The organism is uncultured Pelagibacterium sp., assembly GCF_963972885.1.
Classification (GTDB): Bacteria; Pseudomonadota; Alphaproteobacteria; order Rhizobiales; family Devosiaceae; genus Pelagibacterium; species Pelagibacterium nitratireducens.
This window is the reverse complement of the sequence record NZ_CAXAXY010000078.1, coordinates 1-13,182: the sequence shown is the minus strand read 5'-3', so window position 1 is coordinate 13,182 and position 13,182 is coordinate 1. Positions and strand designations below refer to the sequence as shown.

Genomic DNA, 13,182 nt, shown 5'->3' with positions numbered 1-13,182 from the left:
GAGTTCTTCGCCGAGGAAGCCAAGCGCCCCAATATCGAATCCGTCACCTCCCACCTGCCCGACGCGGAAGTGGAAATCTGGCGCGAACCGGCCGGCGTTGCCGCGCTCATCACCCCCTGGAACTTTCCTGCGGCCATGATCACCCGCAAGGCCGCTGCCGCCTTGGCCGCCGGCTGCACCTGTCTTGTCCACCCTTCGTCGGAAACCCCGTTTTCGGCAACGGCCCTCGCTGTCCTTGCCACCCGCGCCGGCATCCCGGCCGGAGCCTTTAACGTGGTGACCGGCAAGGCACCGACAATCGTTGAACCCTGGACGGCGGACGCCCGCGTCCGCGTTTTGTCCTTCACCGGCTCGACCGAAATCGGAAAGCTGCTCTACCGCCAGTCGGCGGGCACCGTAAAACGGCTGGTCATGGAACTGGGTGGCCACGCTCCCTTCATCGTCTTTGCCGATGCCGATCTCGATCAGGCCGTCGAAGAAGCCGTAAAGGCCAAGTTCGCCACCTCCGGCCAGGATTGCCTGGGCGCCAACCGGTTCTTCATCGACCGCCGCATCTACGAAAGCTTTGCCGAACGTTTCGCCGAAGCCGCCGCCGCCCTTTCGGTCGGTCCCGGTTCCACCGATCCCGATATCGGTCCGCTGATGAACGAAAAGGCGGTCGCCAAGCAGGTCTCCCACGTCGAGGACGCCTTGGCCAAGGGCGCCAAATGTCTGACCGGGGGCAGGGTGGACGAAAACGGCCCACTGTTCTTCCAGCCCACGATCCTCACTGACGTACCCGCCGATGCCCTGATCATGAACGAGGAAACCTTCGGCCCCGTCGCCGCGCTTTGCCCCTTCGACAGCGAAGAGGAAGCCATCGCCCGCGCCAACGCCACCGAATACGGGCTGATCGCCTACCTCCACACAATGGATCCGCGCCGCATCTACAGGGCCTCCCGACAGCTCCAGTTCGGCATGGTCGCCGTCAACCGCACCAAGGTCACCGGCGCGCCGATCCCGTTTGGCGGCTACAAGCAGTCCGGCATGGGCCGCGAAGGCGCCCGACTGGGCATGGAGGAATTCACCGAAGTCAAATATGTCTGCCGCGACTGGGCCTAGGTGCACCGCATGTCCGGTGCGGAGCGGCTGCAAAGGGCGTGCGCTCCCGACATCGCGCACATCCACTGAAAATTAGAAGATCAATAAGGACCAAAAAAATGCTCACCAACGATCAGCTCGACCAGTGGGATCGGGAAAATTTCTTCCACCCCTCGACCCATCTCGCCCAGCATGCGCGCGGCGAAAGCCCCAATCGCATCGTCAAGACAGCATCGGGCGTCTATATCGAGGATCGTGACGGCAACAAATTGCTCGACGCCTTTGCCGGGCTCTATTGCGTCAATGTCGGCTATGGCCGCACCGAAATTTCAGAAGCCATTGCCGAGCAGGCAAAAGAGCTCGCCTATTATCACGCCTATGTCGGCCACGGCACCGAAGCCTCGATCACGCTGGCCAAGATGGTGCTCGACCGCGCACCCGAAGGGATGAGCAAGGTCTATTTCGGGCTCGGGGGTTCCGACGCCAATGAGACCAACATCAAGCTGGTCTGGTACTACAACAACATCCTGGGCCGGCCGGAAAAAAAGAAGATCATCTCGCGCTGGCGCGGTTATCACGGCTCGGGCCTGATGACCGGGTCAATGACCGGGCTTGCCACCTTCCACAACAAGTTCGACCTGCCGCTTTCCCAGGTCATCCACACCGAGGCGCCGTACTATTACCGCCGCCCGCGCCGCAACATGAGCGAGGCCGAATTCGTTCTCCATTGCGCCGCCGAACTCGAAGCGCTGATCGCGCGTGAAGGCGCCGATACCATTGCCGCCTTCATCGGCGAGCCCATTCTGGGCACCGGCGGCATCGTGCCGCCCCCGGCCGGATATTGGGAGGCCATCCAGCAGGTGCTCGACAAGCACGATATCCTGCTGATCGCCGACGAAGTGGTCACCGGCTTTGGCCGTCTGGGCACCATGATGGGGTCCGATCACTACGGCATGCGCCCCGATCTCATCACCATCGCCAAGGGCCTGACCTCGGCCTATGCCCCGCTCTCGGGTTCGATCGTGGGCGACAGGATGTGGCAGGTCTTGATGGACGGCACCGACGAAAACGGCCCCATCGGGCACGGCTGGACGTATTCGGCCCACCCAATCGGCGCCGCCGCCGGCATTGCCAACCTCAACCTCATCGACAAGCTGGGGCTTGTGGAAAACGCGGGGAAAACCGGTGCATATCTCAACGTCCAGATGAGCGCCGCCCTGGGCGAACACGCCAATGTGGGCGAAGTGCGCGGCGAGGGCATGCTGTGCGCCGTCGAACTGGTCAAGGACCGCGACACCGCCACCTTCTTTGACGCTTCAGAGAAAGTCGCGCCCCGCATCGTTGGCGAAATGGCAAGGCTGGGTGTCATCGCCCGCGCCATGCCGCAGGGCGATATCATCGGCTTTGCACCGCCCCTTTGCCTGAGCGAAGCCGAGGCCGACATTGTTGTGGAAAAGACCGCTTCCGCGGTGAAATCGGTGCTCGGCTGATCGTTGCCGGAAGGCACTGCCCGGCGCGCGCGACTCAAATCGTGCGCCGGGTGCGTCAACGGCCTTGTTTTGACCGCAGTAGCGCTGTAATGATTATTCTCATACGTTCGATGCGCTTGGCTACCTGATCTGCCGGTTTTTCCGGTCACTTGGATATCCTTTATTGCAAGACGTTGGGTTCGGCGCATGTCGCGCCTGAACTATTCGCCATTCGAAAGGATCTCTCGATGATCACTGGCAAAGTAAAATTCTTCAACACCACCAAGGGCTTCGGCTTCATTCAGCCTGACCAGGGCGGCCAGGACGCTTTCGTCCACATTTCCGCTGTAGAGCGCTCGGGCATGACCACTCTGGTCGAAGGCCAGGCCGTTTCCTACGAGCTGGAAAAGGGCCGCGACGGCCGCGCCTCTGCAGTCAACCTGCAGCCGGCTGATTGATTTCGGGCGTTTGCCTCGAAATCCAGGGTTTTGAAAAGGCCGCCGCAAGGCGGCCTTTTTACGTGAGCGCTGCGCCCATCTCCGCCAGTTTGGCAATGGTGTTCATGTTGCGCGCCGTGCCCTGTTTGGCCGCAGGGATGACCAGCTTGGATCGTCCCATCCCCGAGCCGTAGGACACGTAGATTTCCCGCCTGCCCAGCCGCACCTCTTCGTTCTCGGCGCGGTTGCGCAGGGTGTCGAGGGTATCGTCTGCCGGCTGCCCGTTGAGAAAGATCGCCACCGTATAATTGGGCTTGGCATCGGGAAACGGGTTGGCCTTCAAGACCTCGGCCATTTCCCGTGCCGTTCTCACAACAACGCCCACCGGCTTGCCCGCATAGGCTTCCAGCCGCTCCTCGAGTGCCTTGCGCACCTGCGCTTCACCAAGGTCGGCGGAAAACACCACATTTCCGCTGGCGATATAGGTTTTGACCGTCTCAAACCCCGCCGCCTCGCACATCGCGGTGAGTTCGCTCATTTCCAACTTGCCGGTTCCGCCCACATTGACCGCCCGCAACAGCGCGACATAGGCACTCATTTGCGCCCGGCCGCATCGAGGGCCGCGAAGTCCTCGTCGGAAAGCGCGATTCCTGCGGCTGCCACATTCTCTTCGAGATGGGCGACTTTTGATGTCCCTGGAATGGGCAGCATCACGGGGCTGCGCTTGAGCACCCAGGCCAGAGCGATCTGGCTGGGCGCCGCGCCGTGCTTTTGCGCGATGCCGTCGAGAACCGATCCGGGCTTGGCCAGATCGCCCGCCGCCAGCGGGAACCAGGGAATGAACCCGATCCCTTCCTTTTCGCAGTAATCGAGCACGTCCTCGCTCTCGCGAACGACGAGATTGTATTTGTTCTGAACGGTTGCGACAGGAAACACCTTCCGCGCCGCCTCGATGTCTTCGACACTGACCTGGCTCAACCCGGCATGGGCGATGATGCCCTGATCGAGCAGCGCCTTGACCGCCCCGAACTGTTCTTCGCGCGGCACACGCGGATCGATGCGGTGCAACTGCCAAAGGGCGATCTGCTCGACCCCGAGCTTTTTGAGGCTCTTTTGCGCCTGCTCGATCAGATAGTCGGGCATCCCGTTGGGCGCCCAGCGATCCGGCCCGGCCCGCGTCAGCCCCGCCTTGGTCGCCACCAGCATCCCCTCATAAGGATAGAGCGCTTCGCGGATCAATTCCTCGGAAACGTCCGGTCCATAGGAATCGGCGGTGTCGATGAAATTGACACCCAGTTCGGGCAGGCGCTTCAGCGTTTCGAGCGCTCCGTCACGATCGGAAGGCGGGCCCCAGATCCCCCGCCCGGTTATGCGCATGGCGCCGTACCCCAGCCGGTTGATGGTATGATCTCCCAGCGAGAATGTACCCGAGGCGGCGGCGTTGACTTCGCTCATGTTTGTATCCTTTCGTTTCCTGCCACCCTAACGCCTTCAATGGGGCCAACCCAAGGCCCTAAGGGCCATGAAAAGCCGGCACGCGAAACCTCGCGAGCCGGCCCGGCCATGATTGGAATTGGTCTTTGCGGTTACGCCGTACCGATCTTGCCGCCGCCCTGCTTGGTGATGGCAACGACGGACGGGCGCACCGGCATGTCGTCGCGGAAATCGGGCCAGCGGGTCGACAGGTCTTCGTAGTAGGACGGGCGTCCATGGCCATCCCAGTCCTCGCCGCCGTCGGCAGGGTGCTGGACGGCAACGAACATTGTGGCCAGGTCCGGGGTCGGCAGCGGACCGCACATTTCGGCGCCAACCGGCACACGATAGAACAGCTTTGAAGTGCCGCGGGCTTCGCCATCGGTATCGACGGCCCAAAGACCATCGGTGCGGCCGGTCGCTGCGAGCGAATTGCCGTCGGTGGAGACCCACAGGCGGCCATCGGCGTCCACTGCGCAGTTATCTGGCATGCCGAACCAGCCGTTTTCGGTGGTTTCGGTCGAAAAGGTTGCACCCACTTCGGCGATTTCAGGGTCGCCGCACTGCAGCAGAATTTCCCAGGTGCCGGCGGTGGCGGCGAAATCGCCACCCTCTTCGTGGATCTCCACGATGTGGCCGAAGGCGTTGTCGATGCGCGGATTGGCGGCATTGGCCTCTTCGCGTGCCGTATTGTTGGTCAGCATGACATAGACGCGGCCATTGGTGGCGTTGGGCTCGATGTCTTCGGGACGATCCATCGGGGTTGCGCCCAAGAGATCGGAAGCCCGACGGGTCTCGATCAGAACGTCCGCCTGGCTCTCAAAGCCGTTGTCTTCAGTAAGCGGGCCTTCGCCAAAGGTGAGCGGCAGCCATTCCATCGAACCGTCTTCATCGAACCGGGCGACATAAAGCGTACCCTCATCGAGCAGGCCCATATTGGCGGCGCGATCGTCGGCATTGAACGTGCCGGCGGTCACGAATTTATAGACATAATCGAAGCGCTCGTCGTCGCCCGAATACAACACCACGCGGCCATCAGGAGCGACAACCGATTCGGCACCTTCATGCTTGAAGCGGCCCAGGGCGGTGCGCTTTTTTGGCATAAAGCTGGCGTCCATGGGATCGACTTCGACGATCCAGCCGAAACGGTTCATCTCGTTGGGTTCTTTTGAAACGTCGAAACGGTCGTGGAAATTGTGCCACTCATACCAGCCGCCCGGCGCCGCCAGGCGTGCATAATTTTCGCTTTCGCGGTGACCTTCGGGCAACTCGCCGGCGAAATAGCCGTGGAAATTTTCTTCGGCCATCAGATACGTGCCCCAGGGCGTCGTGCCGCCGGCGCAGTTGTTGAGCGTGCCGCGCACCATGGTGCCGGTGTCATCGGTGCTGGTCTTGAGACGGTCATGTCCGGCGACCGGGCCGGTGATTTCCATTTCCGTTTCGCCGGTGATGCGGCGGTTGTAGGGGCTGCCGGCAACGCGCTGCCATTTGCCGTCGACCTTTTCGATTTCGATGATCGAGCCGCCATGGGCCATGATCTCGATATTGACCTGGTCTTCAGAGAGCGGACCCTGTTGGGCCTCGCCGTCGGTCACCGTCACCAGACCAGGGAACATCAGATGGGCGTTGGTGTATTCATGGTTGACCAGCAACAGACCATGTTCGGACGAACCCTCGAGCGGGACATAGCCGACATAGTCATTGTTGTAGCCGAACTGGCCCGCCTGGGCTTGGGGCGTCTGGGCAGTGGGGTCGAATTCGGGCGCGTCATTGGTCACCGGATCGCCCCAGCGGATCAGGACGTCGGCGTCATAGCCCTCGGCGACGTGGTGGTCGGCATCGACGCCGGCCTCGACTTCGGCGAACGAGAAGACAGAGCCGGTCTGGGCGTGTGCTTTTTCGGCGGTCAGGAGCGCCAGCGGGCTGACGGTTGCGGCAATGGCCGTTGTGGCCAGCGAACCCTTGAGGAACCCGCGCCGCGAAAAGCGCCGGGAAATCAATTCGCCCATCGTGGGGTTGGACGTGGGGTTAACCGGTTCGAACTCGGCGTTTTCCAGACCCTGGGTCGGAAATTTGGGAGTGTGCTCGTTCATCTGTAAAGCCCTGCTTGGTTGCGTTGCGGGGCTCATGGGGCAGGTGTGAGGCCAGTGTCCATGAGCGGTCGGGACGCTGGATTGGCAAGGGATGACATCTTCGGCCATCCTCTCGCCAGCGCCCGTCCGGCAAAGCTAGAGCCGGCAAATAACAGCGTTATGACATTACATTACATCGCGGTGCAGATTTGTTTGCGCCCTGAAAAACCGGTTGCCGCCGGCCCCGCACGCTCGACGGACGATGAGCCGGGGAACGATTATTGACTTAACTAACTCGTTAGTTAAAAGTGCGGGCGGCTGGAACAGAGCAAATCGGCAGCCGGGGGAGACAATGAGGACTATTGCCAGAAGCGCGGTGGAGAGTGCCCATCGCAGTCTCGATCAGCTGGGCGAAACGCCCCTGTGGTGTGATAAAGAGCGCGTATTATGGTGGCTCGATATCGAAAAGCCGACACTGCATCGGCTCGATCCGGCCACTGGCCAACACGATGCGCGTGCCTTTGAAACGCAGTTTCTGGGGTCGCTGGCATTGGCGGGCCATGACGAAAAGCTGATCGCCACCGACCTCACCCTCAACCGTCTCGCGGTCGATGGCACGCTCGATCCGATGCTCGAGGTCGATGCCGGGCTCGACAACCGTCTCAACGACGGCCGCGTCGATCCCAGCGGCCGGTTCTGGGTCGGCACCATGGACAACCAGCTCCATCGCCCCAACGGCAAGCTCTATCGCATCGACGCCGATGGTACGGCCCATGCGATGATCGATGACGTCATCGTCTCCAACGGCATTGCCTTTTCGCCCGACGGCGGCACAGGCTATTTCACCGACACCAGACGCCACATATCCTGGCGCCTCACGATCGATCCCGACGATGGCGCCATAATCGGCAGGGAGGTCTTTGCCGATTACTCGCGAACCGGCGACCGCCCCGACGGCGCAACCATCGATGCCGAAGGGTGCCTCTGGCAGGCGTTCTTTGCCGGCTCGAGGATCGTGCGTTACGCGCCCGATGGACGGATCGACACGGTCGTTGAAATGCCCGTCACCAATCCAACCTGCCTGTGCTTTGGCGGCCCGGATTTCCGCACGCTCTATGTCACGACCGCCCGAAAATTTCTTTCCGACAACCAGCTTGCCGCCGAGCCGCTGGCCGGCTCGCTTCTGGCCGTCGAGGGCATCGGGCAGGGCGTGGCCGAACACAGATTTGTCTTTTCCTGAAAAACCCCGAGGAGGATTTCCCAAAATGACCATCCACACCAAAGCCCTTTCGGCATTGGCCGCTCTGGCACTTACGGTGCCCGCGGCCGCCATGGCGCAGGAGCCGATTGCCCTGCGTTTTTCCGACTCCACGACCGCTGACGCCCCGCGCTCGGTGGCGCTGACCGACATTTTTGCCGAACGGCTGGGCGATGATTTCGAGTTCCAGCCCTATTTCTCTTCGACACTGGTGCCCCAGGGCTCCGAAATCGTCGCCATCCAGCGCGGCAATCTCGAAATGTCGCTGCTGCCGCCGTCCGATTTCGCCAAGCAGGTCCCGGCCTTCGATATTCTGGGCGCCGCCTATGTCATTCGTGATCCCGAGCACCTCCAGGCGGTGTTCGAGAGCGACATCGGCGACGAGTTCCGCCAGATGGCCCGCGACGAAATGGGTCTCGAAATCCTCGGCATCGCCTATTACGGCGCCCGCCACGTCAATCTTCGTGGCGATAGGGAAGTGATGACCCCTCAGGATCTCAACGGCGTGCGGCTGCGCATGCCGGGCGGCGAGAGCTGGCAGTTCCTGGGCAGCGCCATTGGCGCCAACCCCACCCCGATGGATTATGCCGAGGTCTATACAGGCCTTCAGACCGGCGCGATCGATGGCCAGGACAACCCGCTGCCCAACAATCAGCTCATGAAGTTCCACGAGGTGACCGACCAGATCATCCTCACCGGCCACAACATGGGATTTGGCATGCTCATCATCAACGCCGACCTGTTTGCCTCGCTCACCGCCGAGCAGCAGCAGACCATGCGCGATGCCGCATCCGAGGCCTTTGCCTGGTCCGACCAACAATATATCGATCAGGAAGCCGAACTTGTGTCCTTCTTCGAGCAGGAAGGTCTCAAGGTCTATGAGCCCGACCTCGAAGCGTTCAAGACCTACGCGCAGGAACAATACCTCGCGTCCCCGCTTTCCGATGCCTGGCCCGAAGGCATGCTCGAGCGCATCAACGCGCTCTAGATCTGAGCTTGGAGCCTGAGATATGAATGAATGGGGCCCCGCGGCAAAAGCTGCGGGGCTATTTGTTTAAGCCCACTGCTTCTTCTTGCTCGTCTTGCCGATGCCGGGGTTGAAGCTGTTTGTGGGGTCGAGCGTCTTGTAGAAGTCCGCCAGTGCCGGCTTGGCCGCATAAAGATGCCCCACATTGTGTTCGGCCGGATATTCGGCGCCCCGCGTGTCGAGCAGGGCCAAAAGCTGCTCCTTGAGCGCGGACACGTCGACGCCCTTTTTGATCATGTAGTCCTGATGCATGACGTGGCAGAAAAAATGACCGCACAACACCTTGTATTCGATCTGGGCGTCAAGATCGGCAGGCAGTTCGGGCAGCCAGTCGATCTCGTTGCGCGGCAGCGCCACGTCGAGCGCCAGAATGTCCTCGACATCGTGAGGATGGGTGTTGCGATAGCGTACCGCCGCCCCCCCGACCGCAAACCGGTGCAAAAAGGCGTCGGTGCCTTCCTGCGGTGTGCATTCGAAATAATCCCCGCTTGCCGAGGGAAACATGCCCTTGAGATAGCTTCGCGCTTCGGCAACGCCGTCTCCGCCCATGCGGATCATCAGATGATGTTCGAACCGGTCGCGATAATCGTTCATCCGCTTTGGCAGATGTTGGGGCAACAGCCCGGTTATCGCCTGCACCATGCGATCCGAAACCGTACCGCCCAGCCCCAGCTTTTCGGTGATCCCGTCCACCCAGCTCTTGGCTGCAAACGCAGTGGGTATCCGGTCGGTGCCGAACCGCTTGATGATCAGAAACGTGTCTTTGCCGTATCTTTGAGTCAGCGTGTATGCGTCCCGATGCAGATATTCCCCGGCGATGGGCAGGTGGGTAAACCGGCTCAGCATGTGCCGCCGGATCGTGTTGAGCTCGAGCGGGTCGTTTGATCCGATGTAAAACACCTGCGTATTGGTGTCCGCCGCGAACGTATCGAGCCGCAACGCGAACACCGCCAGCTTGCCCGCGCTGCCCGAAGCCTCGAACAGCTTGCGCGGGTCGGCGTTGAAACGGGCAGGGGTGTCCGCCTCGATATCGCGCACATGGCGATGATAATCGTGATCCGAGGCGCGCCGATTGCCTTCGGGCGTCACATCGGCGTCGGAATACTGGCCAGCATCGAGCCGCGAGAGGACGGTTTCCGCCTCGTCCCCGAGGTCGACCCCCAGATGGTTGACCAGTCTGAGCGTGCCGGTTTCATCGACCTGCGCATACAGCGCCAGCTCGGTATAGGCCGGGCCGCGCTGGATCAGCGATCCGCCCGAATTGTTGCACACCCCGCCGGTCACCGACGCCCCGATGCAGCTCGACCCGATCACCGAATGGGGCTCGCGCCCGACAGGGCGCAGCGTTTTTTCGAGCTTGTCGAGCGTTGCGCCGGGCAGGGCGATCACCTGGCTGCCGCCCGAGATCAGGTCGACCCGCGAAATCCGCATCGTGTTAATGATGACGATGGGCCGGTCATAGCCGTCCCCGAACGGTGTCGAGCCGCCCGTGAGCCCGGTATTGGCCGCCTGGATGATGACGATGACGCCGGCCTCCACGCACGCCTTGAGCGCCCGCCATTTCTCCACCAGCGTGCCCGGCCGCACAACGGCCAGCACCTGCCCGTCTCCATAGCGATAGCCCTTGCGGTAGCGCCGCGTCGAGCGGTCGCCAACCAGCACATGACGTTGGCCGACAATGGAACGGAAAGTGGAAACGAGCTGCTCGGTCATGGGCGGTCCTTGTTGTCTGGGGCGGGACCATAACGCCATGGGCGGGGAATGGAAGAGCCCCCAATGCGGCCGGTACTTGCCTGTGTGCCACATTTGCTATAGTGTAATTTTATCACGTTGGATGCTCTTGGCTACCAGATCGCCCGGTTCGCCGGATACTTGGATATCCTCAATTGCTAGACGTTGAGCCGCAAATCCTCAAAGGATTTGGGCGGCCTTGGTGCATGTCGCGTCGGGGTCCACTGCCACTGAAAGGATCCATGATGATCTCGGGCAAGGTAAAGTTCTTCAATGCAACCAAGGGCTTCGGCTTCATTCAGCCCGATCAGGGCGGCGAAGATGCATTCGTGCACATCTCCGCTGTCGAGCGCGCCGGAATGGCGACGCTGGTCGAAGGCCAGGCTGTGAGCTACGAGCTCGAAAGCGGCCGCGACGGACGCAAGTCGGCCATCAACATCCAGGCTGCCTAATACCATAAAAGGCCGCCTTTAGAGCGTATGCTCCAAAGGCGGCCTTTTTTAATCTCAGGAGATATCTCAATGGAAGCTCCGCCCAAGGTGAGCCCGCAGCGCAAATACGCCGAGATGGAAGCGCGCCAGAAAGAGGCGCTGCGCCAGGAAGAAATCGCGCTGGACGCCACACGCGCCAAGACCGAGCGCCTCAAGGCCCTGCGGCTCGAAAAAGAGCGCACCGACGCCATCGAAAAGGCGGCCAAAAAGCCCGCCCCCAAGAAAAAGCCCGCTGTTCGCCGCAAGACGACGACAGCCTGAAATCATTCAAGCTCTGTCCCGCCCGGTCACCCCGGCCTTGAGCCGGGGTCCAGTACACTCAGCGTCTAGCTAGAGCGTGTCCAGCAAAAGCATGTCCTCGACGCGATCGGAAATGGAAACGGTTTTGCGGTTCGCAACACGCGACAGAACAAGGGCTTGGAGCCAGGGATTTGAGTCAATCAAATCCTGAACGTCTCTAATAAGACCGCCAACCTGCCGGCCCGGGATGATCCCGTGTGCCGGGTTTGCGTCCACCCCCAAAATCGACAGCCTAATCGTTGAAGGGTTCGACAAGGATCGCTTCGAGATCGGCCTTGCGGTGCAGCGGGTATTCCCGGTCACCGTAAAGCTTTTGCAGATCGCGGGGCGAATAGGTTCGCCCCTCAACGATCATGCGCGCACCGTGAAGGCTCACGGGCGGCACTTCCTCAAGCGCAAATCGGATGGCCTTTGCAGCGCTCGGGAATCGTCGCGATCCCTGCTCGAGCGCAGTCCGCCAGTCGCGGCCCAGATAGAGGGACGCTTCGGCGTTGAAATCTATGGTCTTCATATGTCTTTCTGACCGCCACTGGACGGCCTCGTCTGAACTGTAGCGGCGCCACGATTATCGGGCAGCCTTGCTACGGTTTTATGATTGTTGGAGAAACTGGCTCGAAAAAGGGCGCTGCTGTTGTTGCGCTTCAAAAGCGCGACAAACCAAATCGCGCGCCATCGAACCTTGCAGACATATATGCGTTCGGCGTCCCAATTGCAAGGCGGAGGTAAAATCGGCGTTTTGCCGCAAAAACAGACAAGGCCCCCTCACCCTGCGGTCAGGGTGAAGAGGCCTTGTTAAACTGTCCGGCCCTCGAAATCCGTGGCCTAAACCGCCTCCAGCGCCGCCGCGATCCCTTGGCCAACCCCGATGCACATCGTCACCAGCGCCCGCTTCTTGCCCGAAAGGCTCAGCTCCAGAGCAGCCGTTCCGGCAATGCGCGCGCCTGACATGCCCAGCGGATGACCCAGCGCGATAGCCCCGCCATTGGGGTTCACAAAGTCCGCGTCCTCGGCAATCCCCAGCCCGCGCAGCACGGCAATTCCCTGCGAAGCAAAAGCCTCGTTGAGTTCGACGAGATCGAAATCTTCGGCACCCAGGCCCAGTCGCGACATCAGCTTTTGCGAAGCGGGCAGGGGCCCGATGCCCATCACCCGCGGCGGCACCCCGGCGGTCGCACCGCCCACGATCCGCGCAATCGGCGTCAGCCCGTATTTCTTCACTGCAGCTTCGGATGCGATGATCAGCGCCGCAGCCCCGTCATTGACGCCGGACGCATTGCCCGCCGTCACCGTGCCGCCCTCCTTCTTGAACGGCGTTGGCAGCTTGGCCAGCGTTTCCAGCGTGGTGGCGCGTGGATGCTCGTCAGTGTCGACGACAACCGGATCGCCCTTGCGCTGGGGGATGCTCACCGCAACGATTTCCTGGGCCAGCCGTCCACTCGCCTGAGCGGCAGCCGCCTTGTTCTGGCTGCGCACCGCAAAGGCGTCCTGATCTTGGCGGGAAACATGATAATCCTCGGCAACGTTCTCGCCGGTCTCGGGCATGGAATCGACGCCATATTGTGCCTTCATCGCCGGATTGACGAAGCGCCAGCCGATGGTCGTGTCATAAATCTCCGCATTGCGCGAAAACGCCGTCTCGGCCTTGGGCATCACGAACGGCGCCCGGCTCATCGATTCCGTGCCGCCGGCAATCATCAAGTCCGCTTCGCCCGCCTTGATGGCCCGCGCCGCCGTCAGCACTGCATCGAGCCCGGATCCGCATAGCCGGTTGATGGTTGTCCCGGTCACCGTGACAGGCAGTCCGGCCAGCAGCAGGCTCATGCGCGCCACATTGCGATTGTCTT

Annotated in this window: 13 protein-coding genes; 7 read left to right on the top strand and 6 right to left on the bottom strand. The window is 61.5% G+C overall.

Translation table 11 applies throughout. The features are described from left to right. From AACZ55_RS12235 to AACZ55_RS12225, 3 genes are all read left to right on the top strand, one after another. The coding region (locus AACZ55_RS12235; protein ID WP_339646446.1) for an aldehyde dehydrogenase family protein at positions 1-1,101 on the top strand (1,101 nt) is incomplete at its 5' end. Between the two features lie 98 nt (positions 1,102-1,199). Further along, entirely contained in the window at positions 1,200-2,570 is a 1,371-nt protein-coding gene (locus tag AACZ55_RS12230) for an aspartate aminotransferase family protein (RefSeq protein ID WP_339646443.1), read from the top strand. Between the two features lie 227 nt (positions 2,571-2,797). After that, positions 2,798-3,007, top strand: coding sequence for a cold-shock protein (locus AACZ55_RS12225; RefSeq protein WP_264225380.1), 210 nt, complete (start codon positions 2,798-2,800; stop codon positions 3,005-3,007). Positions 3,008-3,065: 58 nt separating this feature from the next. Here AACZ55_RS12225 and AACZ55_RS12220 read toward each other — a convergent pair whose 3' ends face one another. From AACZ55_RS12220 to AACZ55_RS12210, 3 genes are all read right to left on the bottom strand, one after another. After that, positions 3,066-3,584, bottom strand: a complete 519-nt coding sequence (locus AACZ55_RS12220; RefSeq protein WP_339646440.1) for a DUF1697 domain-containing protein — start codon at positions 3,582-3,584, stop codon at positions 3,066-3,068. Further along, positions 3,581-4,441, bottom strand: a complete 861-nt coding sequence (locus AACZ55_RS12215; protein WP_339646437.1) for an aldo/keto reductase — start codon at positions 4,439-4,441, stop codon at positions 3,581-3,583. The genes AACZ55_RS12220 and AACZ55_RS12215 overlap by 4 nt, the downstream gene beginning before the upstream one ends. Positions 4,442-4,572: 131 nt before the next feature. After that, the gene (locus AACZ55_RS12210) at positions 4,573-6,552 is read right to left on the bottom strand and encodes a PhoX family phosphatase (protein WP_339646434.1); all 1,980 of its coding nucleotides are present in this window, start codon (positions 6,550-6,552) and stop codon (positions 4,573-4,575) included. A 331-nt stretch (positions 6,553-6,883) separates the two neighbouring features. Between AACZ55_RS12210 and AACZ55_RS12205 the strand changes: the two genes are divergently transcribed. Together AACZ55_RS12205 and AACZ55_RS12200 are read left to right on the top strand one after the other, a co-directional pair. Further along, positions 6,884-7,771 (top strand): SMP-30/gluconolactonase/LRE family protein, encoded by an 888-nt coding sequence (locus tag AACZ55_RS12205; protein WP_339646431.1) that lies wholly within the window; start codon positions 6,884-6,886, stop codon positions 7,769-7,771. Between the two features lie 25 nt (positions 7,772-7,796). Next, the gene (locus AACZ55_RS12200; protein ID WP_339646428.1) at positions 7,797-8,777 is read left to right on the top strand and encodes a sialic acid TRAP transporter substrate-binding protein SiaP; all 981 of its coding nucleotides are present in this window, start codon (positions 7,797-7,799) and stop codon (positions 8,775-8,777) included. A gap of 66 nt (positions 8,778-8,843) precedes the next feature. Here the strand turns inward: AACZ55_RS12200 and dld are convergent, their stop codons facing one another. Further along, on the bottom strand, positions 8,844-10,529 hold the full coding sequence (dld, locus tag AACZ55_RS12195) for a D-lactate dehydrogenase (protein ID WP_339646425.1): 1,686 nt from the start codon (positions 10,527-10,529) through the stop codon (positions 8,844-8,846). 263 nt (positions 10,530-10,792) lie between these two features. On the opposite strand from dld, the gene AACZ55_RS12190 reads away from it, so the two are divergent. After that, positions 10,793-10,999, top strand: coding sequence for a cold-shock protein (locus AACZ55_RS12190; RefSeq protein ID WP_014129445.1), 207 nt, complete (start codon positions 10,793-10,795; stop codon positions 10,997-10,999). A gap of 69 nt (positions 11,000-11,068) precedes the next feature. Continuing rightward, the gene (locus AACZ55_RS12185) at positions 11,069-11,299 is read left to right on the top strand and encodes a hypothetical protein (protein ID WP_338607772.1); all 231 of its coding nucleotides are present in this window, start codon (positions 11,069-11,071) and stop codon (positions 11,297-11,299) included. A 271-nt stretch (positions 11,300-11,570) separates the two neighbouring features. On the opposite strand, the gene AACZ55_RS12180 is transcribed toward AACZ55_RS12185, so the two are convergent. Both AACZ55_RS12180 and AACZ55_RS12175 read right to left on the bottom strand, forming a co-directional pair. Beyond that, positions 11,571-11,849, bottom strand: a complete 279-nt coding sequence (locus tag AACZ55_RS12180) for a hypothetical protein (RefSeq protein ID WP_338607771.1) — start codon at positions 11,847-11,849, stop codon at positions 11,571-11,573. A gap of 311 nt (positions 11,850-12,160) precedes the next feature. After that, a partial coding sequence (locus tag AACZ55_RS12175) for an acetyl-CoA C-acyltransferase (RefSeq protein WP_339646421.1) occupies positions 12,161-13,182 on the bottom strand: 1,022 nt, incomplete at its 5' end.

What these genes read in the sequence shown, in the direction of transcription:
- AACZ55_RS12230 (WP_339646443.1), top strand. Translation starts at nt 1,200, where the DNA reads ATGCTCACCAACGATCAGCTCGACCAGTGGGATCGGGAAAATTTCTTC.
- AACZ55_RS12225 (WP_264225380.1), top strand. Translation starts at nt 2,798, where the DNA reads ATGATCACTGGCAAAGTAAAATTCTTCAACACCACCAAGGGCTTCGGC.
- AACZ55_RS12220 (WP_339646440.1), bottom strand. Translation starts at nt 3,584, where the DNA reads ATGAGTGCCTATGTCGCGCTGTTGCGGGCGGTCAATGTGGGCGGAACC.
- AACZ55_RS12215 (WP_339646437.1), bottom strand. Translation starts at nt 4,441, where the DNA reads ATGAGCGAAGTCAACGCCGCCGCCTCGGGTACATTCTCGCTGGGAGAT.
- AACZ55_RS12210 (WP_339646434.1), bottom strand. Translation starts at nt 6,552, where the DNA reads ATGAACGAGCACACTCCCAAATTTCCGACCCAGGGTCTGGAAAACGCC.
- AACZ55_RS12205 (WP_339646431.1), top strand. Translation starts at nt 6,884, where the DNA reads ATGAGGACTATTGCCAGAAGCGCGGTGGAGAGTGCCCATCGCAGTCTC.
- AACZ55_RS12200 (WP_339646428.1), top strand. Translation starts at nt 7,797, where the DNA reads ATGACCATCCACACCAAAGCCCTTTCGGCATTGGCCGCTCTGGCACTT.
- dld (WP_339646425.1), bottom strand. Translation starts at nt 10,529, where the DNA reads ATGACCGAGCAGCTCGTTTCCACTTTCCGTTCCATTGTCGGCCAACGT.
- AACZ55_RS12190 (WP_014129445.1), top strand. Translation starts at nt 10,793, where the DNA reads ATGATCTCGGGCAAGGTAAAGTTCTTCAATGCAACCAAGGGCTTCGGC.
- AACZ55_RS12185 (WP_338607772.1), top strand. Translation starts at nt 11,069, where the DNA reads ATGGAAGCTCCGCCCAAGGTGAGCCCGCAGCGCAAATACGCCGAGATG.
- AACZ55_RS12180 (WP_338607771.1), bottom strand. Translation starts at nt 11,849, where the DNA reads ATGAAGACCATAGATTTCAACGCCGAAGCGTCCCTCTATCTGGGCCGC.